Source organism: Candidatus Rokuibacteriota bacterium, from assembly GCA_030647435.1.
GTDB lineage: Bacteria > Methylomirabilota > Methylomirabilia > Rokubacteriales > CSP1-6 > AR37.
In genome coordinates this window covers 43,427-62,395 of sequence record JAUSJX010000123.1, presented here as the reverse complement: position 1 = coordinate 62,395, position 18,969 = coordinate 43,427, and the positions used below count along the sequence as shown (strand labels likewise).

Annotated in this window: 15 protein-coding genes; 3 read left to right on the top strand and 12 right to left on the bottom strand. The window is 68.9% G+C overall.

From position 1 onward, the window contains the following. Nucleotides 1-137: 137 nt before the first annotated feature. The 3 genes from Q7W02_21260 to Q7W02_21250 all read right to left on the bottom strand — a co-directional run bounded on the left by Q7W02_21260 (nucleotide 138) and on the right by Q7W02_21250 (nucleotide 3,271). Nucleotides 138-1,772: a DUF2207 domain-containing protein gene (locus Q7W02_21260; GenBank protein ID MDO8478675.1), complete on the bottom strand. Its 1,635-nt coding sequence runs from the start codon at nucleotides 1,770-1,772 to the stop codon at nucleotides 138-140. An 82-nt stretch (nucleotides 1,773-1,854) separates the two neighbouring features. Then, nucleotides 1,855-2,418 (bottom strand): LemA family protein, encoded by a 564-nt coding sequence (locus Q7W02_21255; GenBank protein ID MDO8478674.1) that lies wholly within the window; start codon nucleotides 2,416-2,418, stop codon nucleotides 1,855-1,857. Nucleotides 2,419-2,497: 79 nt separating this feature from the next. Beyond that, a complete protein-coding gene (locus tag Q7W02_21250) occupies nucleotides 2,498-3,271 on the bottom strand; it encodes a hypothetical protein (GenBank protein ID MDO8478673.1) in 774 nt (257 codons plus the stop codon). Nucleotides 3,272-3,362: 91 nt separating this feature from the next. Between Q7W02_21250 and Q7W02_21245 the strand changes: the two genes are divergently transcribed. Next, entirely contained in the window at nucleotides 3,363-4,814 is a 1,452-nt protein-coding gene (locus tag Q7W02_21245) for a M20/M25/M40 family metallo-hydrolase (protein MDO8478672.1), read from the top strand. Between the two features lie 177 nt (nucleotides 4,815-4,991). Here Q7W02_21245 and zwf read toward each other — a convergent pair whose 3' ends face one another. The 8 genes from zwf to Q7W02_21205 all read right to left on the bottom strand — a co-directional run bounded on the left by zwf (nucleotide 4,992) and on the right by Q7W02_21205 (nucleotide 12,681). Next, a complete protein-coding gene (gene zwf / locus Q7W02_21240; GenBank protein MDO8478671.1) occupies nucleotides 4,992-6,500 on the bottom strand; it encodes a glucose-6-phosphate dehydrogenase in 1,509 nt (502 codons plus the stop codon). A gap of 186 nt (nucleotides 6,501-6,686) precedes the next feature. After that, nucleotides 6,687-7,667, bottom strand: a complete 981-nt coding sequence (glk, locus tag Q7W02_21235; protein ID MDO8478670.1) for a glucokinase — start codon at nucleotides 7,665-7,667, stop codon at nucleotides 6,687-6,689. A 14-nt stretch (nucleotides 7,668-7,681) separates the two neighbouring features. After that, complete coding sequence (locus Q7W02_21230; GenBank protein MDO8478669.1) at nucleotides 7,682-7,882, bottom strand: hypothetical protein; 201 nt, start codon at nucleotides 7,880-7,882, stop codon at nucleotides 7,682-7,684. After that, nucleotides 7,883-8,584 (bottom strand): TIGR04282 family arsenosugar biosynthesis glycosyltransferase, encoded by a 702-nt coding sequence (locus Q7W02_21225; protein ID MDO8478668.1) that lies wholly within the window; start codon nucleotides 8,582-8,584, stop codon nucleotides 7,883-7,885. Between the two features lie 118 nt (nucleotides 8,585-8,702). Next, nucleotides 8,703-9,545 (bottom strand): hotdog fold domain-containing protein, encoded by an 843-nt coding sequence (locus Q7W02_21220; GenBank protein ID MDO8478667.1) that lies wholly within the window; start codon nucleotides 9,543-9,545, stop codon nucleotides 8,703-8,705. 13 nt (nucleotides 9,546-9,558) lie between these two features. Then, on the bottom strand, nucleotides 9,559-10,404 hold the full coding sequence (locus tag Q7W02_21215; GenBank protein MDO8478666.1) for a carbohydrate ABC transporter permease: 846 nt from the start codon (nucleotides 10,402-10,404) through the stop codon (nucleotides 9,559-9,561). A gap of 1 nt (nucleotide 10,405) precedes the next feature. Beyond that, a complete protein-coding gene (locus tag Q7W02_21210; GenBank protein MDO8478665.1) occupies nucleotides 10,406-11,275 on the bottom strand; it encodes a sugar ABC transporter permease in 870 nt (289 codons plus the stop codon). Continuing rightward, nucleotides 11,266-12,681, bottom strand: coding sequence for an extracellular solute-binding protein (locus Q7W02_21205; GenBank protein MDO8478664.1), 1,416 nt, complete (start codon nucleotides 12,679-12,681; stop codon nucleotides 11,266-11,268). Before Q7W02_21205 ends, Q7W02_21210 begins: the two co-directional genes overlap by 10 nt. A gap of 139 nt (nucleotides 12,682-12,820) precedes the next feature. On the opposite strand from Q7W02_21205, the gene Q7W02_21200 reads away from it, so the two are divergent. Beyond that, complete coding sequence (locus tag Q7W02_21200; protein ID MDO8478663.1) at nucleotides 12,821-14,497, top strand: hydantoinase B/oxoprolinase family protein; 1,677 nt, start codon at nucleotides 12,821-12,823, stop codon at nucleotides 14,495-14,497. 1 nt (nucleotide 14,498) lies between these two features. Next, nucleotides 14,499-16,535, top strand: coding sequence for a hydantoinase/oxoprolinase family protein (locus Q7W02_21195; GenBank protein ID MDO8478662.1), 2,037 nt, complete (start codon nucleotides 14,499-14,501; stop codon nucleotides 16,533-16,535). Nucleotides 16,536-16,634: 99 nt separating this feature from the next. Here the strand turns inward: Q7W02_21195 and Q7W02_21190 are convergent, their stop codons facing one another. Beyond that, nucleotides 16,635-18,953 (bottom strand): transketolase C-terminal domain-containing protein, encoded by a 2,319-nt coding sequence (locus Q7W02_21190; protein MDO8478661.1) that lies wholly within the window; start codon nucleotides 18,951-18,953, stop codon nucleotides 16,635-16,637. Nucleotides 18,954-18,969 lie beyond the last annotated feature (16 nt).

Here is an 18,969-nt window from a genome sequence, read left to right as displayed (position 1 = left end):
GTGCGGCCTGAACGCCATGTCCCCACGTCGATTGCCACGGCGTACGAGCTCCTGGCTCGCGCGCTGTTGCAACGCCTCCCGTGCCGCTCGTGTGGGCGGTCGCCAGAGACCGGCTGATGGTTTCTAACACAGTAGTACTAGAAGGTGCCGCCGCCGCCCCCGCCCATACCCCCGCCGGAGGAGCCCCCGGACAAGCCCCCACCCCCGCTCCAAGAGCCGTCCCCGCCGCGGCGGGAAGTCATGATAGCCCGCTCGGTGCCGGAAGAGAAACGGCTGAGGCTCCGGTCGAAGCTGCCCAGGTTGAAGCCGCCTCGGGCCGTGTACCACCCGAGCTCGCTCACGGTCAGCCCATCGAAGCCGTGTATCCAGCGCTCGCTGACGCCGAGCGCGATCGCCCAGGCAAGCCACTTGTGCATGGTGTCGGGCGGCAGCCGGCGCAGCTCGTCCTTACTCGTCCTCTCGAGGAACTCGCGGAAGCCGCGCACCCGGACGACCGCCCGGGCGCCGCGCCAGGTCTTGCGCGGCATGAGCGGTGAGAACCCGAGCACGATGAGGCCGGAGACGCCGAGGCCGATGCCGAGAGACAGCGGCACCGTGCCGAGCCAGTCTGCGAAGCCCGTCACGGCGAACATCGCTGCGCCGACGATCGCGATCCCGGCGAACAGCCACAGGGCCCGCACGTGCTCGGGCGAGGACGGGAAGAGTCCCTCCCGCACCAGCATCCGGTAGATCTCGTCGCGCACCGGCGGAAAGACATTGTCGTAGTCGCGCTTGACCTCGGAGAGCCGCCGTGTCGACAGGCCCCAGTCGCCGCCGAAGAGCCGGCCCAGGACGTAGAGCTCGAGGGGCTTGAGCGCCGGGTCGCCCGAGATGGGCTTGAGCCGGTGGAAGATGAAGTCCGACTCGCCGAAATCTGGCTCGACCTCCTCGATGCGCAGGTAACCGCGCACCGCCAGGTCCACGAGCGTGGCGACGAAATCGCGGGGCTCGGCGCGCTCCGTCGCGAGAGCGCCGCCCGCTGCGGGCAGCATGCCCTCGGGTGGCGCGTACTCGGGCTTGACCGTGGCCGCCCCTCCCGGGTCGCGGCCGTAGCGCCGCCACACGAGGAGCACGCCGCCAAGCGTGAGGAACGGAAGCCCGAGCGCCCAGTTGTCGCCGAGCCACCACCACGCCTGCTGCAGCGCGGCCGGCCCGCGGATGGCGCCGGGAGGCCAGCCGACGGCGATGGTCAGTCCTTCGCGCGGGCGAAGGGGCCGCGTGGTCCTGAACGTGAGGAACTCGTCCGCGCGCTCCTCGGTGTAGTCGGCGCCCGACGCGCCGCGCGGCCCCGTGTACGCGACGGACCGGAGCTGGTCCGGCGGGATCGCGGCCGGCGAGGAGACGATCGCCTCGGCCTGGCGTATCGGCACGTCCCACTCGGTGCCGGTGACGTTCCAGTACAGCTCCTCGTGACCGTCGACGTCAATGAGCGCGCGCCGCACGCGATACGTGATGATCACGGTCCTGGTCGCGTCCACCGCCCCGGGCACCCAGGCCTTGATGCGGATGGCGCGCCCGAATCGCGACACCTCCGTCCGGAGCGGGGCCACGTTCTCGTCGAAGACGTGAATGTCGTCGACGCGCAGGGCGAATTCGAGGCCGCGGCGCTCGTAGCGCACGGGGATCGTGCGGAAGAAACCCTGATGGGCGCCGCGGAAGTCGACGGTGATGGCTTCCCGCACGCGGAGGGTGGCGTCGGCCCCGACCTCCAGCGTGACGGCGAAGCGATCGATCGCGAACGAGCGCTGCTGCGCCCCTGCCGGGCCGGCCAGCGCCGTCAGCAGCGCGGCGGCGAGAAGAGCGCGGCTGATACGCCTAACCTCCGAACGAGACCTTGGGCACCTGCCGATCCTCCGGGCGGTCCAGCTCGAAGTACGCGTGGGGGCGGAACTGGAAGAAGCCGGCGACGAGATTGGACGGGAATTCCTGGATCGCCGTATTGAGGTCGCGCACGACGGCGTTGAAGTAGCGGCGGGCGTTCTGGATCGCCTCCTCGATCTCGCCGAGCGAGGCCTGGAGCGCCTGGAAGTTGGCCGTCGCCTTGAGGTCGGGATAGGACTCGGCCAGCGCGAAGAGGCCGCGCAGGGCCTGGCTGAGCTGCCCTTCGGCCTGGGCGCGGGACTCGGGCGTCTGGGCCGCCACGGCCGCGCCGCGGGCCTTCACGACGGCGTCGAGCGTGCCCCGCTCGTGCGAGGCATAGCCCTTGACCGAGTCGAGCAGGTTCGGCACGAGATCGGTGCGCCGCTTGAGCTGCACGTCCACGTCCGACCACGCAGACTGCGAGCGCTGCGTGAGCGAGACCAGCCGGTTGTAGCTGACGATGACGAAGACGACGATCGCCCCGACCGCGGCCAGGAAGATCATGAAGGGTATGCCCATGGGCGCTCCTCCTCGATCCATCATAGGGGCGAGGCGAAGCCAAAGACAAGAAAGAAGCCCACCGAATGCGGCCCACCGGCTACCGGAAAAGCCGCCTGCCCACCCCCAGGGTCGCGCCGTTGACGGCGAGCGCGCCGAGAGAAGCCAGCGCGTACGTGACGCCGATCCCCACCCGGCCGAGCAGCACGCCCACCACGAGGAAGAACACGGCGAAGGCGAAGGAGCCGATGACCCCGCCCCGCAGCACGCGGACGCATGCCGCGGAGCCCTGGGATCGCTGGGCGAAGACCGCCATGACCAGAAGGAACACGGGCACGGGAGAGAGAAGCCCGCTGATCGTCGGACCGAGGTGACGGGCCGCCGCTGTCAGCAGCAGCACGACCGCCGTCGCGACCGCCATGCGGAACGGGAGGTCCCATGCCGCCGGCTTCACGCCGCTCACGCCGGTTGTTGTCGCGGGCAATAGGGCGGCGACCAGCGCGAGGGTGACGCAGACGAGAGCGAAGGCGGCGGCAAGCGACGCCGGGGCCGCGCTGAGCACGGCCAGGCAGGCGCCGAACACGCCCAGGCCGGCCGCCGCGCTCCCAGCCCATCCCACGCGTCGCGCGGCCCAACCATAGGCGAGACAGAAGACTGCCAGTGCCGTCAGACCGAACAACGTACCCACCGCCGCGCCCGCCGCGAACTCGGGCCCCTGCTCCAGGGCAAGGAAGACCGAGACGGGCGCGGACGTGAGCGGGAAGCCGGCGAGCCAGCCGCCGACGCCCGGCCCCCAGCGGCGGGCGACCAGCGTCGCCGCGGCGATCAACAGCGGGGTGACCACGAGCTTGAGGAAGAAAATCTCGGCTGGCATGGCGGGACGCCCCGGCGGACGCTAGCACGCGCCTCCCGGGTGCGTCAACGAGGGCAGACATGCGCGGGCCGCCCGGGTTATCGTAGCGGGCATGACCACCTGGGATGCGTTCGACCTGCGGTTGATCGCGAAGCGTCGTGGAATCGTGGAAGGCTTCCTCGAATTCCTGAGGCACAACACCGTGAGCCAGAACCCCGAGGGCGTGCGGGCGGGCGGCGAATGGTTGGCCGCTCTCATGCGCAGACGCGGGCTCGAGGCGCGGGTGCTGGAGACCGGCGGCGGCCCGGCGGTGTTCGCCGAGCGGCGCGCACCCGGAGCCAGACGCACCGTGCTCGTGTACTGCCACTACGACACCAAGCCCGCTCCCGCCAAGGAGTGGTTCCAGCCCTCGCCCTTCGAGCCCGTCTTCCGCAAGGTCGGCGATGCCGACGACGCGGCGTTCGTGTCCTTCGACCGTGTGCCCACCGAGGCGCTCACGGACTGGCGCGTGTATGCCCGCGGCGCCTCCGACGACAAGGGGCCCATCTGGTGCCACCTGGAAGCCCTGGCCCTGATGGACGAGCTCGGTCTGCCCCCCACGGTGAATCTCAAGTTCATCTTCGACGGCGAGGAGGAGATCGGCAGCCCCTTCTTCGGCCCTCTCACCGAGAAGCACAAGGACCTGCTGGCGGCCGACGTCGTGCTCGTCACCGACGGCCCGAAGCATGGCAGCGGACGGCCGACCATCAGCTTCGGCGCGCGGGGGGTGCTCAAGTTCGAGCTCACGCTCGAGTCCGCGCGGCGCGACCTCCACTCGGGCAACTTCGCCGCGCCCAATCCCAACTGGCGGCTGGCGGGGCTCTTGTCGAGTATGGCCGCGCCGGACGGCACGCCTCTCATCGAAGGCTTCGAGGACGGCGTTGCCCCGTCCACCCAGGCCGAGCGGGAGCTCATGGCGAGCTTTCCGCTCGATCGTCACGGGCTCGAGCGCGAGCTGGGCGTCACTCTCCCGCAGGACTACCTCGAAAAGATCATGTTCCACCCGACGCTCACCATACGGGGCCTGCAGAGCGGATTCGTGGGCGCAGAGGCCAACACCATCATCCCGCACAAGACGACGGTCGCCATCGACATCCGCATGGTCAAGAACCAGAAGATCGAGACGGTGTACAAGCGCGTCATCGATCACATCCGGGCTCAGGGCTTCGAGGTCATCGAGGGGGCGGATGCGCCCCTGCCCGATCATCTGCGCGGGCGGGCGGTGCGCGTGTCAGACAAGGGGGGCTACGACCCGGCCAGGACGCCCGCCGACCTGCCGATCTGCAGGGAGGTCGTGGCGGCCGTCGAGCAGGCGCACGGCGGGCAGCAGGCCGTCGTTACGCCGACCATGGGCGGCAGCGTGCCCATCTGGGCCTTCACCGACATCCTGCAGCTCCCGACCATCCTGGTCCCCTACGCGAACGCCAACAACCGCCAGCACAGCCCCAACGAGCACCTGCGGCTGGACCATCTCTTCCAGGGCGTGCGAACCACCGCCGGACTGCTTCAGGACCTCGGCAACTGACAGGCGCGGTGCCGGGTCGAGTGACGAGTCAGACGAGGCCCGAGGGAGGCGGCGGCCCGAGGCGTACGTGTTTGTACGTTGAGGGTCGCCGCCGACCGAGAACGTGGACCTTCGAGCTGAGCGGCTCCGCCGCGAGGCGAGGGCTGAATCTAACTGGCGAAGTCAATCGGCCCGGCACTACGTAGGTAGCCACCAGTGGCGGCCATCCTGGCCCATCAGGGCGTCGGCGGCGACGGGCCCCCAGGAACCGGCGGCGTAGTTCGGGAAGTCGCGCGGCGTCAACGATGCCCAGACATCGAGGATCGGCGTCGCGATCCGCCAGGCCTCCTCGACCATGTCGGCGCGGTGGAAGAGCGTCGAATCGCCCACCATGCTGTCATAGAGTAGGCGCTCGTACCCCGTCGCCGCGCTCGTCTCCCCGAACTCCTTGTAGCTGAACTTGAGCTTGACGGTGTTGAGCTCCATGGTGGGCCCGGGATGCTTGGCCTTCATCTGGATCTCGATACCTTCCTCGGGCTGGATGTGGAGCACCAACCGATTCGGGTCGACCTGGTCCTCACGCTGGTCGAAGAGCAGGAGCGGCGGCCGCCTGAACTGGATCATGATCTCGGTGTCGCGCCGTCCGAGCCGCTTGCCCGAGCGCAGGTAGAAGGGCACGCCGGCCCACCGCCAGTTCTCGACCTGGACCGCCAGCGCCGCGTACGTCTCGGTGCTGGAGTCGGGCGCGACCTTGGGCTCGCTCCGGTAGCCGGCAACGGGCTGGCCGCCGATAACCCCGGGCCCGTACTGGCCGCGCACCGTTCGCTTGAGCACCTCTTCGGGCTTCATGGAGCGGATGGCCTTGAGCACCTTGACCTTCTCGTCGCGGACCGCGTCGGCCTGGAAGGAGGTCGGCGGTTCCATGGCGACGAGGTTCAGGAGCTGGAACATGTGGTTCTGGACCATGTCCCGGAGGACGCCCGCCTTCTCGTAGTAGTTGCCGCGATCCTCCACGCCCACGGTCTCGGCGACCATGATCTGGACGTGGTCGACGTAGCGGCGGTTCCAGACTGGCTCGAAGAGCCCATTGGCGAAGCGGAAGACCATGATGTTCTGCACGGTCTCCTTGCCCAGGTAGTGGTCGATCCGGTAGATCTGGCTCTCCTCGAGGACGGAGCGCAGCTCCGCGTTGAGCGCGCGGGCAGAGTCGAGGTCGCGGCCGAAGGGCTTCTCGAGCACCACGCGCCGCCAGGCGTCGTCCGCCTGTCCGGTCAGCCCCGCTTCGCCCAGGCGCTTGACGATCTCGCCGAAGAAGTCGGGCGGCGTGGCGAGATAGAAGAGGACGTTGCCTCCCGTGGCGTTGTCGCGCGCCACGTCCTTGAGGAGCGCGCCGAGCTTGCTGTAGGTCGCCGGGTCGGTGAACTCGCCGGCCTGGTGGTAGAGCGCGCCCCTGATCTCCTTCCAGAGCGCGTCGTCCACCGAGCGCGTCGCGAAGTCACGGATGTCCTTGGACTGCTCTTCGCGGAACTGCTCGTGGCTCTTTTCCTTCCGCGTCATGCCCACGACGGCGAGCTGCCGCGGCAGGAGCCCGGAGGCCTTGAGGTTGTAGATCGCGGGCAGGAGCTTGCGCTTGGTCAGGTCCCCCGCCGCGCCGAAGATGACGATGGCGCACGGAGGCGAGGGCCTGAGCCCGGCCGGCTGGGGCATCGCGCTACGACCGACCGCCCCGGAGCTCGTCCAGGAGGAGGCTCCGCAGCCGGGCCTTCATCTCCGCGGGCATCTCGACATGCTCCGCGCGGCCGGTCAACCCCACAGCGCTCCGGTAGGTCTCAGGGTGCACGCGGCAGTGTAGAGACGCCGCAGAGAAGGTGTCAAGCAGAGGCCCGGCGGCGCTCATGTCGTTTCCATGAGTGCTGCGAGACGCGCCGCGCCCCAGAGCGGGGCGCGCGGGTCCAGCGCTACCCGCACGGGCACGGTGGAGAGCAGGGAGTCCAGGCGCCCCTTGTCGCGGAACGCCGCCGTGAAGCGCCCGTCGGAAAGCTTGGCCTGGATCTTCGGCGCGATGCCGCCGCCCACGACGAGCCCGCCCAACGCCAGGGTCTCGAGCGCGAGGTTGCCCGCCTGGGCGCCGTAGATCGAGACGAAGAGGTCGAGGGCCTCGGCGCAGACTGGATCGCGGCCCGATAGTCCCACCTCGCCCACCACGGCGCCGGCGTCCTCTCGCTGAAGCCCCGCGCGCAGCCAGTCCGGCGCGGCATGCGCCGCGCGCGTCTGGAGGAACCGGTAGATGTTGGCGAGGCCCGGGCCCGAGAGCACGCGCTCCCAGCTCACGTGGCCGAACTCGGCCCTGAGGAAGCGATAGAGGTCCACCTGGGTCTCGTCCCGCGGGGCGAAATCGGCGTGGCCGCCTTCGGATGGCACGACACGGTACCCCTGCCCGTCCGGGACCATGAGGGCCTGACCCAGGCCCGTTCCGGCGGCGATCAGCGCCATGTTGCGTCCAGGGTTGGGCGTGCCCGACTGGAGGACGAGGAACTTCTCCGGCGGCAGCGTGAGGACGCCGTGCGCCGCCGCCTCGAGATCGTTGATGAGCCTCGCCGGCGCGCCCACCGCCACCGCGAGGCGGCGCTCGTGGATCTCCCACGGCAGGTTCGTGGCGACGCAGTGCCCGTCCACGACGGGGCCCGCAACGCCCAGGCAGGCCGCGCCGACCTTCAGCCGCGGCGCGCCCAGGAGAAACGCCTCGACGGCGCTCTCGAGGGTCTCGATCTCTCGGCTCGGCAGGGTCGCTTCGCGGACGATGGACATCCCGGCGCCGGGATCGAAAACGGCGAGCAGGGTCTTGGTGCCTCCGACGTCGCCGGCGAGGATCATGGCGCCCGTGCCGGCTACTCCCCGCTCTGCTGGAGCAGCTTGGCCACGAGACCCGTCCAGCCCGTCTGCTCGCTGGCGCCGATGCCGGCGCCGTTGTCGCCGTGGAAGTACTCGCGGAAGGGAATCAGGCCGCACCAGTGCGGGCCCCAGCGCCGCCAGTGGGCCGAGCGCGCTTCCGCCTCGAGCAGCCGCTGCTGCTCAGCGATCATGGCCACTTAAATGCTCCCACCGGCCCCGGCGGTTCGCCCCGCGAGCCGTTCCAGGACGAAACGCCGCGTGTGGCGCGGCCCGCCGGGAGGCCCAACCGCGAGGTCGGCCTGGAGCCGTACCAGATCCGCCGCCGTGTCCACGTCGTACCACGCGGGAAGCTTGGTCGCGCTGAGTCCGAGAGCTCGGGCTCGCCGCAGGGTCTCCTCCAGCACGCTCGGGGTGCTCCACTGCATGCCCTCGAAAAGCTCCGGGTGGAGCCGGCGCAGGCCTATTAGGTAGTAGCCGCCGTCCTCGCTGGGCCCGAGCACGAGGTCGTGCCCGCCGCCGCTCATGACGGCCACGGCGCGCTCGAGGCGCTCCGTCGGCAGCGTCGGCGTATCGCTGTCGATCACGATGGCGGCATCGCAGCCGCTCCGGAAGAGCTGGTCAAAGACGGCCGTGAGCCGCGCCGTGAGATCGGCGCCCCGCTGAGGCAGCAGCGTGAAGCCGGGAGCCAGCGCCTCGAAAACGGCCGCCGCCTGCGCCGGTGCATGGGCGAGAAACGGCTCTACCCCCGCCACCTCCCACGCCTGGGCGATCTTGTCCAGCAGGAAGCAGCGGTAGAGCCCCGCGGCGTCGTCCGGGGACAGCGGCGGGCAGAGCCGCGTCTTCACCCGCCCCGCCTCGGGCGCCTTGGCCATGATGCAGAGCGCGATGCGCGTCCCCATCACTTCAGCTTACCTCGCCGGGCACGATGGAGTTGACCCGGATCCGCCGCGGTGGGTTGGACCACGCGCGGTGGGACGCCGGCAGGGTCCGGCGGGATTCGCCGCCGCGGGTTGGCGGTCAGGCGGTCTTGCGGAGCAGGTAGATCGCGGTGTGGCGGATCGATGCGACGGGCCGCGAGCCGTCCGCGACCAGCAGGAGGTCGGCCTCGACGAACTCGTGGCCCTTCTTCTCGAACAGCCTCTCCACGCGCCCGCGCATCTCGAGCCGGTCACCGACGCGTGCCGCGCTCCAGTGCCGCCCGTGGCTCTCCACGTGGATCCACGGGCTCATCCGCACGTTCTTGTCCAGCGCGCGGTTGGAGAGATCCAGGTGGATGCCCGGGTGAGCCGGCGCCCCGGCTCCGGTATAGACCGTCAGCGTCTCACTGAAGCGGGCCATGTAGTCGGCCGCGGCCTTGGCGGTCAAGTCGAGCTCCGGGGTGCCGAGGACCTTCAGGCTCTCGAGATGGGCCCGGGTCACCCGCGGCCTCTCGGCCGGCACGGGCGCAACCGCAAATTCGGAGGCCAGGGGCGGTGACGGCTTCGCTCCCGTGTCAAGCGTCATGGCCGCCGTCCCGCACACCTCGCCCACTGAATTGTGCGCCGCGACTTCGATCGTCACCGAATCCGCCGTCGTCGCCGCGACCTTGGCGCGGATCATGGCGGGCTCCTCGTAGTAGATCGGCTTGGCGAAGCGAGTCTCGAAGGTCCCGCGCTCGAGCCATGCCACCCCCAACGCCTCCACCACGGGGTGCGTCATCCATGCGTACACGGTGACGCCGGGCACGAGCCCGCCCTTGAAGCCGTACTGCCGCGCAAGGTCGTCCTCGTGGATCTTGTTCTCGTGCGGCTCGGTCGGCGCAGGCGCGCTCACATGGAACTCCGGAAGGACGGCGCCGGCGGTCAGGTTCTCGAAAGTCATGGTGGCTCCGGGATCAGACGCCCGCCACCGAGCCCGAGACCAGGCCGTGGGTCAGGTAGCGGCGAAAGACGTAGTAGAAGAGAACGGGCGGAAGCGCGTAGATGACGGAGAGCGCCATCAGGAGGTTCCACGGGGCGTCGTCGCTCGTCAGGAAGTTGCCCATGCCCACGGGCAGCGTGATCGTCTTCTCGCCCTGGAGCAGGAGCACCGCGTAGAGGTACTCGTTCCAGGCGTAAAAGAAGGCGTACGTGCCGATCGCGATGAGCGACGGCGTGATGAGCGGCAGGTAGATGCGGAAGAAGACCGACACCAGCCCCGCGCCGTCGATGGCCGCCGACTCGTCGATCTCCTGCGGAATGGTCTTGGCGTAGTCCCACAGCACCCAGAGCGCGTACGGGGCCGCGAAGGTGGTCATGGCGAAGATCAGCGCCCAGTACGTGTCGAGGAGGTCGTAGTCGCCCATGATCTTGAAGAACGGAATGGACAGGAAGGAAGCCGGGATGATGTAGGTGAAGAGCGTGATCCCCGACACCCACCGCCCGAGCCCGAAGCGGATCCGCCCCAGCGCGAAGCTGCCCATGGCGGCCACCACCAGCACGGCGAACATGGTCGCCGCCGACACCCAGAGACTGTTGGCGAGCCAGCGCCAGAAGAACTTCACGAACGGGCTCTCCTGGAAGATCACGAACTTGAAGTTGTCGAGCGTCGGATGCGTGACGAAGTAGACGGGCCGGAACAGGTCCGTCCAGGGAGTGATGGCGAGCGAGACGATGTAGTAGATGGGAAAGAGCGTCCAGACGGTGATGACGGCCAGGACCGCGCCGCGCGCCACGTTGACCCACACGCCGCGCCCGGTCATCTCAGCGGATCTTCTTGATGAGAACGAAGATGAAGAGCAGCGTCACCGGCAGCGCGGTGGCGAAGACGCCCATGCCCCAGTCGATCTTGCCCACGCGGAAGGTATAGCGGTACGCCAGCGTCGCGAGTACGTGGGTCGAGTCGCCGGGGCCGCCGCCCGTCATCAGCTGGACGTTGGTGAAGTCACCCATGGTGAAGACCATGGAGAGCAGCGTGCAGATGAGGTAGATCCCGCCCAGCATCGGCAAAGAGATGTAGCGGAAGGCCTGAAACGGCCCCGCGCCGTCTATGTACGCCGCCTCGTAGAGCTGGCGCGGGATGCCGCGGCGGGCCGAGAGGAAGATGATGGTCCAGAACGGCAGGTACTTCCAGATGTGGAAGAGGATGATCGCGCCGATGGCGGTCCAGCGCGATGCGAGCCAGTGGTGCGTGCCCAGGCCCAGGTCCTCGCTGATGAGGTTCAGGATTCCCCATTGGGACGACATCATCCACCTGACCGAGAGGATGCCCGGCAGCACGGGAATCGCCCACGGCAGGAGGAAGATCGCCGAAAGGAAGCGCGTCGCCTTGCCGTCCGAGTCGAGCACGGCCGACAGCAGGAGCGCCAGGAACAGCTTCACGTTGACCGCCACGCCGACGTAGACGATGGTGTTGACGATGGTCTGCACGTAGACCGGGTCGCTGAAGAGGACCTCGTACGTGTAGCGGTCGAAGATCCGCGTCGCGACGAAGAACAGCGGGTAGACGACGAAGCAGGCGAAGAGCGCCAGCAGGGGCAGCGAGAAGAGCAGCCCCGGAAGGTTGCGCGACCGCGGCGACAGGATTCCTGCCGCCGCGGCCGTCGATCGAGCTACGAGCGAGCCTACCGCCACTGAGCGACGATGGTCTTGACGCGACCGATGGCTTCGTCGGCCGCCTTCTCGGGCGACCACTTGTCCACGTTGATTCGTGTCATGGCCTTGCCCCAGACGTTCTCGGCGTAGACCTGCGAGTTCGCCGGATTCTTCCAGTGCTCGAAGACCTTGGTGTTCCGCTCGAGGTAGATCTTGGTCACGGTCGGCAGATGCGGGTCTTTCTCGCCGCCCTTGCCCACCTGCCCGCGCGAGAAGAAGGGGTCGCTGGCGACATCCTTGAAGGCGGGGAACCAGCGGCCGTTGGCGCCCTTGACGTACTCGGCGAAGCGCTTCGGATCGACCACGAACTTGACGAACTCCTTGCCGAGGTCGGGGTTCTTGTTGGCCGAGTCCTTCGGGAGGATCACGGTCTTGACCGCGATCATGTACGTGGGCTTGCGGCCGTCGGGCCCGTCCGGCCACTCGATGGTCGCGCTCTTGTTGAAGTAGTTGTCCGGCGCGTTGAAGTAGTGGTGCGCCGGGATGCTGACCGACGGGTTCGGTGTCATGACGATGGACTTCGAATGGAAATTGGCGTTGTTGTCGCCGTCCGACCAGTTGAGCGTGTCGGGCGGCACGTAGCCAGAGAGGAACAGCTCGCCGAAGAACTTGAGCGCCTTGGCGATCGCCTCCCTGTTCTTCGGCTCGTCGGCCACCACCTTGCCGTCGTCCGAGAACACCTGCCCGTTGTACGAGAGGAGCGCCATCTCGAAGTTGTAGATGGTGTCGGAGGCGGTGGAGGACTCCGTCATGCCGATGCCGTAGACCTTGCCGTACTTGGCCGGGTCCTTCTTGCGCAGGTTATCCTGCGCCTTCTTCCAGAACGCCCAGTACTCGTCCCACTTCATGGGGATCTTGGCCGGGTCGTCCGGCAGGCCGGCCTCCTTCAGGAGTTCCTTCCAGTAATGGATGTGCATGGTCTGGGCTTCGATCGGCACACCGTAGTACGCGCGCTTCTTGGCCTTGTTGTCGTAGCAGTACGCCGCCTCGAGGAACTTCTCGATGTAGCGCGGCTTCAGCTCGTTGATGGTGTCGGTGGTGTCGACGAGCTGGCCTTCCCAAGCGTACTTGGGCATGATCTCCCAGTCGTTGTAGAAACAGAACGCCACGTCGGGTCCGCGGCGGGCCGTCAACGCACTGATGATCTTGTTGCGGAGGTCCTCCTGGATCGTGAAGGAGATGTCGAGGTCGACGTTCTTCGCCTTGCGGAAGTCCTCGGCGATCTTCAGCATCGCCTCGTCTTCTTCCTTGTAGTAGCCGCGGTTCCACCAGACGGTCAGCTTTTTCGTCTGGCCCCGCGACACCATGGGAAAGCTGAGCGTGCTGGCGGCGGCGCCCGTGGCGACGGCGGTGGTCTTGAGGAACTGCCGGCGGGTCTGACCCATTCACTTGTCTCCTTTGAGAGCGATGGGAAGCATATGCGCCCGTATCGGGGCCCTGGCGCGACGGAGTATACCGCGGAGGCTTCGCTGATGTACAGTCGCGCAAAGACTCCCGATCCCCCGCTCGTCCCGGAGGCACACCATGGCCCTCGACCGCATCACCGTCTCGGTCATCCAGCACCGCCTCGAGTCCATCGTCCAGGAGATGGGCGAGGCCATGCTCCGCACCGCGTACTCGCAGATCCTCAACTCGAGCCGCGACTTCTCGACCGCCGTCTTCGACGGCCAAGGCCGCCTCGCCGCCCAGGCCGAGCACGTGCCCATCCACGTGGGCGCGCTGCCGTGGGCCGTCAAGGCGGTCGCCGAGTACTTCGCGGGACGCATACGCCCCGGCGACATGTACCTGCTCAACGATCCGTACCACGGCGGCAACCATCTGCCGGACCTGACCGTGCTACTACCGGTCTTCGTCGGCGAGCGCCTCGCCTTCTGGTCCATCAACCGGGCGCACCAGAGCGACATCGGCGGCGCCACCCACGGGGCCTACAACCCGGGAGCGACCGAGATCTGGCAGGAAGGCATCCGCATCCCGCCGCTCAAGCTCTACGACGCAGGACAGCTCCGCGACGACGTGATGCAGATGGTCGCCCTCAACGTTCGCCACCCGAGCGACTTTCTGGGCGACCTTCGCGCCATGCTGGGCTCGGCGCGCGTGGGGGAGAGAAGGCTTCTCAAGCTGGTAGACGACTACGGCATCGAGACCGCGACCACGGCGGTGGGAGAGGTCCTGGACAGCGCCGAGCGCCAGAGCCGCGCCTGCATCCGGGGATGGAAGGACGGCGTCTACCGCGGGCTCTCCATCCTCGACGACGACGGACACGGCATCGAGGACATCAAGCTCCGCGCCACCGTGACGAAGAAGGGCGACTCCCTGATCGTGGATCTCACGCAATGCGACCCGCAGGTGATCGGCTTCGTCAACTCCTCGTACCCGAACACGATCTCGGCGGTGCACATGGCGCTGGCCTACCTCCTCGACCCGCGCATCCCGAAGAACGAGGGCACCTTCCGTCCGGTCGAGATCAAAGCGAAGCAGGGCACCATCGTGTGGCCCTATCCGCCGGCGCCCGTGACGCTCGCCACCAATCATTGTGCGCAAGAGGTGGCGGAAGCAGTCATCAAGGCGCTGGCCGGCGCCTGCCCCGATCGCGCCCTGGCCGGCTGGTCGCGGCGCTTCCGCATCGCGATCTCGGGCAAGAACCCGCGCACCCACCGCCCCTTCATCTGGCATCTCTTTCACGCGCGCGGCGGCGGTGGCGCCTCCTCCGCCGGTGACGGGTGGGAGACCGCCGGCGAAGGCCAGGCGGCAGGCGGCATCAAGTTCGGCAGCGTCGAGGTGGCCGAGGCGCGTTTCCCGCTGTTCTTCGAGCGCCACGAATTCCGTCCCGACTCCTTCGGCGACGGACAGTTCCGCGGCGGGGTGGGATCCGTTCTGACATTGCGGATGGAAACGACCGAGCTCGCCAAGGGCAACACGGCCGGCGACGGCGTGCGCCACCCCTCGTACGGCATCCTCGGCGGCAAGGACGGCCTGCCCCACCGCTACGTCATGCTGGCCGGCGGCATGCGGCGCGTCCTCAAGACCAAGGAGGTCGGCATTCCCATCCCGCCCGGCGCCGTCTTCGACATCGTCTCCGCTGGCGGCGGCGGCTGGGGCAAGCCGTCGCGCCGTGAGCCGGCGGCCCGCGCCTCCGACCTCGAGAACGGCTTCGTGAGGCGGAAGACCGGCTCGCGCGGCCGGAAGCGCGGGAGCCGGTGACATGTACCGCATAGGCGTCGACGTCGGCGGCACCTTCACCGATCTCGTAGCAGTGGATAGGGATGGCCGCGTAGTCATTGCGAAATCCGCCTCCACGCCCGAGGATCCGTCGATCGGCGTGATGGACGGTCTGGGCCTCCTGGCGGCCGAGCTCGGCACCGACGCCCGGTCCCTGCTGGCGGCGACGGATCTCATCGTCCACGGGACGACGGTGGCGACCAACGCGCTCCTCGAGCGCAAGGGTGCCAAGGTCGGCATGCTGACCACGGAAGGCCACCGCGACATCATCGAGATGCGCGAGGGGCTCAAGGACGACCGCTACAACCTGCGCATGCCGCCGCCGATCCCGCTCGCCCCGCGCGGGCGCAGGCTCGGGGTGAGGGAGCGCATGCGGTTCGACGGCAAGGTCGCTACGCCGCTCGACCGCCGCTCCCTCGAGGCCGCCATCACGCGGCTCAAGCAGATGGGCGTCAACTCTGTCGCGGTGTGCTACCTCCACTCCTACGCCAACGCGAGCCACGAGCGGGCGACGCGCCGGGCCCTCGAGCGTCTTCTCCCCGACGTCTACGTGTCGCTGTCATCCGAGGTCCTGCCGCAGATCAAGGAGTACGAGCGCTTCGGCACCACGGTGGTCAATGCTTATGTCGGTCCCGCCCTGGCGACCTACCTGGGGCGCCTCGCGGAACGGCTCAAGGCGGGAGGCTATGCGCGCGAGGTGCTGATCATGCAATCGCACGGCGGCGTGGCGGGCATCGCCGATTCCGTGCGACTCGCCGCCGGCGCGGTGCTCTCGGGCCCCGCGGGCGGCATCGCGGGCAGCCGGCACGCGGCGCGGCTCCTGAGTCACGGAGACTTCATCACCTTCGACATGGGCGGCACCTCCACTGACATCGCGCTCCTCCGGGACGGCGAGCCCCAACTGAGCGGCGACAAGACCGTCGGGCCGAGCAAGGTCGCGCTGCCGGCCATCGACATCCACACGCTGGGCGCGGGCGGCGGATCGATCGCCTACGTCGACGCGGGCGGCATCCTCCACGTCGGCCCGGAAAGCGCGGGCGCCGTGCCGGGACCGGCCTGCTACGGCCGGGGCGGCGCGGCGGCGACGGTCACCGACGCCAACGTGGTGATGGGCTTCCTCGACCCCGCCAACTTCCTGGGCGGGCGCGCGCGCCTCGACGCACACGCGGCGGAGCGCGCGGTCGGCGCGGTGGCGAAACGGCTCGGCACGTCAACCGTGGCCGCGGCGGAAGGCATCCAGCGCGTCGTCAACACCAACATGGCCGAGGGCATTCGTCTCGTCTCGGTGCGCCGCGGCGCCGACCCGCGCCGTTTCGCGCTCCTGGCCTTCGGCGGCGCGGCGGGGCTCCACGTCACTGAACTCGCGCGGATGCTCGAGATCACTCGCGTCGTCGTACCGCGGGTCGCCGCCGTGCTCTCGGCGTGGGGCATGCTCGCCACCGATCTCCGCCACGAGCTGGTGCTGACCCACGTCGGCGAAGCGCAGAAGGTCGGCGGAGCGCGGCTCCGCAAGCTCTTCAAAGACATGGAGGCGGAAGGCCGTCGTCGCCTCGGCGCGGACTTCGCGGGACGCGTTCGGGTGCGTCACGCCGTGGACATGCGCTACGGCGAGCAGACCTTCGAGATCACCGTCCCGCTCGAGGACGTGAATGTGGACGCCGCAGACCTCATGGACCGGGTCGTCGAGCGCTTCCACCGCCGCCACGAGGAGCTCTACACCTACAGCATGCCCGGCCAGGACGTGGTCCTGGTCAACGCCCGCGTCGCCGTCGTCGGCCTACTCCCAAGCCTCCCCGCCGAGCGACCAGCCGCCGCCAGCGGCGACGCGCAGCCGAAGAGCCGTCGCATCTATATCGGGCGCTGGCTAGAGGTGCCCGTCTACGACCTCGAGGGAGCGCGGCACGGGCTCGAGGTCAAAGGCCCGGCCATCTTCGAGTCCTCTACGACCACCGTGGTTCTGCGGGAGAACGAGCGCGCAGCTGTCACACCACTCGGCTGGCTCGACATCCGCCTCGCCTAATCGGGGTCAGGTCTTGAAATCATACATTGGCGATCAGAACCGACCGCTACGCGCGATCTTGTGCCGAGTCTAAATGTTGGATTTCAAGACCTGACCCCCTTAGCGCTGGCGGCCGAGTAGCGTCAGCGCGGCGCGGGTGATGGCGGGCGCGTCGATGCCGTAGTGGGCGTAGAGGTCGCGGCGGCTGCCGGACTGGCCGAAGTGGTCCACGCCGAGGGCCATCTGGGGCACTCCCAGGGCCGAGCCGAGGAAGGCGAGGCCGTGTGAGTGGCCGTCGAGGACCGACACGACCGGCACGCCTTCCTCCTCTGCCGTGACCAGCTCCTCGAGATACGGGCGCGGGTCGCGCAGTCCCCGGTAGAGCTTGTCCGGGCTCGTCACCACGAAGACGCTGGCGAGGACGCCCTCGGCGCGGAGCGCGCGCGCGGCCTCCACGGCCTCGGGCACCATGACGCCCGCGGAGAACAAGTGGACGGCGTTGGTCTCGGGATCCCACCCCGCCTCGCCGCGCGCGTCGATCAGCCTGTAGCCGCCCTTGAGCACGGCGCGCCGATACTCCGGGCTCGGCGCTGGCGCCAGTGATTGGACGACGGGCTTGGTGGAGAGGCGCAGGTAGAGGCTCTCGCCCCTCTCGCGATCGAGGAGCGACTCGAGCGCGTCGAGGAGGATCCACTCGACCTCGAGCGCGAACGCGGGCTCGTAGTATGCGATGGCGGGCAGCGCGACGCCGATCCCGGGGGTGATCACGGACTGGTGGGCCCCGCCCTCGGGCGAGAGGCTCACGCCCGAGGGCGTCGCGACGACGATGAACTTTGCTCCCGCGTAGAGCGCGTGGTACAGGGCGTCGAGTCCGCGCGTGACGAAAGGGTCGTAGAGCGTGCCGATGGGCAGGAGCGGCACGCCGGAGAGCTCGCGCGAGAGGCCGAAGGCGCCCAGCGCCAGGAAGAGGTTGTGCTCGGCGATGCCGAGCTCGACGTGCTGTCCCGCGGGGGACTCCTTCCACTGCATTGCCTGCGGCGTCCCGGCGAAGAAGTCGGGCCTTGCTAAGGGCGCCCACACACCCTTCCGATTGATCCATCCCGCGAGGTGGGTGGTCACGGCGACGTCGGCGGAAAGCGTGACGATGTGCTCGCCCGCGGGCAGGCGGCCGAGCCTGCCGAGCGCGCGCCCGAAAGCCTCCTGGCTCGAGGACTGCGGCGGGTAACTTTCGTTCAGGCTCTCGGGAATGACGGGCGCGTCACCCAGGAGCGGCGGCTCGGAGAAGGGCGCGGGACGGCCCCGGATCCACCGTGCTTCGGGGCTCGACTCGGGGAAGGCGCTCCATTCCATCCCCGCGGGCACTCCAAGCGATTCGCGCAGCGTCTCCATCTGCGCGGCGGTCAGGAGCGCGCCGTGGTTCATGGGATCGCCCGCCAGCGGCAGCCCCCAGCCCTTGATGGTCTGCGCCAGGATGACGGAGGGCCTGTCCCGCTGGCTCCCAGCCTCGTCGAGGGCGTCGAGGATCAGCGGGAGATCGTGGCCTCCCACGTCGGCGACGGCGGCGGCGAGCGCTTCGTCGGAGAGATTTCCCACGACCCGGTCGAGCGCTCCGTCCACTTGTCCGTCGGGGGCCGTGACGAGCCCCTTGCGCACCATGCCGGCGGGACGTCGAAGCAGCGCCTGGTACTCCGCGTTCGCCATGGTCTCGAGACGGACCCGGAGACGCTCCCCGCCCCGCTTGGCGAAGAGCGCCTGGAGCCGCCGCCCCCATCGCAGCTCGATGACGCGCCAGCCTGCGGCGCCGAACCAGTCGGCGATCTGGCGCCGCCGGCCGTCCGGAGTGACGCGATCGAGGCTCTGGCGGTTCATGTCTACGATCCAGAGAAGGTTACCCAGCCCCGCCACGTGCTCTTCGAGGAGCGACTCCCATACGTTGCCCTCGTCGAGCTCGGCGTCGCCCACGATCGCGATGAAGCGTCCGCCCGGGCGCGCGTCCCAGTGGTCGCCGATGTATCGCCGTGCCAGCGCGGCGAACGTCGCCGTCACCGCTCCCAACCCCATGGAGCCCGTCGAGAGGTCGATGATGGAGGGGTTCTTCCTGCGGCTCGGGTAGGCCTGGAGCCCGCCGAGCGCGCGCAGGCTCCGGAGATCGTCGGCGGCGAGACGGCCGCGCAGGTACTCGATCGCGTAGAGCACGGGTGAGGCGTGGGCCTTTGACGCCACCAGGTCGCCCTCGCGGAGCGCGCCGAAGTAGAGCGCGGTCATGAGGCTGACCACCGATGAGGACGAAGGTTGATGCCCCCCGATCTTGGTGCCGTCGGGGTTGGGGCGGGTGTTGGCGTGGTGGACGGTGAGCGCGGCGAGCCACAGCACCCGGTGCTGGATGCTCTCGAGCACGGCCAGATCGGCGCGCGGATCGGCGGAGGCCATCGGCTCCATAACCTTAGCTCATTCC

Coding starts and splice junctions, on each gene's coding strand:
- Q7W02_21255 (MDO8478674.1), bottom strand. CDS start 2,418: ATGGGCATACCCTTCATGATCTTCCTGGCCGCGGTCGGGGCGATCGTC.
- Q7W02_21250 (MDO8478673.1), bottom strand. CDS start 3,271: ATGCCAGCCGAGATTTTCTTCCTCAAGCTCGTGGTCACCCCGCTGTTG.
- Q7W02_21245 (MDO8478672.1), top strand. CDS start 3,363: ATGACCACCTGGGATGCGTTCGACCTGCGGTTGATCGCGAAGCGTCGT.
- zwf (MDO8478671.1), bottom strand. CDS start 6,500: ATGCCCCAGCCGGCCGGGCTCAGGCCCTCGCCTCCGTGCGCCATCGTC.
- glk (MDO8478670.1), bottom strand. CDS start 7,667: ATGATCCTCGCCGGCGACGTCGGAGGCACCAAGACCCTGCTCGCCGTT.
- Q7W02_21225 (MDO8478668.1), bottom strand. CDS start 8,584: ATGGGGACGCGCATCGCGCTCTGCATCATGGCCAAGGCGCCCGAGGCG.
- Q7W02_21220 (MDO8478667.1), bottom strand. CDS start 9,545: ATGACTTTCGAGAACCTGACCGCCGGCGCCGTCCTTCCGGAGTTCCAT.
- Q7W02_21215 (MDO8478666.1), bottom strand. CDS start 10,404: ATGACCGGGCGCGGCGTGTGGGTCAACGTGGCGCGCGGCGCGGTCCTG.
- Q7W02_21205 (MDO8478664.1), bottom strand. CDS start 12,681: ATGGGTCAGACCCGCCGGCAGTTCCTCAAGACCACCGCCGTCGCCACG.
- Q7W02_21200 (MDO8478663.1), top strand. CDS start 12,821: ATGGCCCTCGACCGCATCACCGTCTCGGTCATCCAGCACCGCCTCGAG.
- Q7W02_21195 (MDO8478662.1), top strand. CDS start 14,499: ATGTACCGCATAGGCGTCGACGTCGGCGGCACCTTCACCGATCTCGTA.
- Q7W02_21190 (MDO8478661.1), bottom strand. CDS start 18,953: ATGGAGCCGATGGCCTCCGCCGATCCGCGCGCCGATCTGGCCGTGCTC.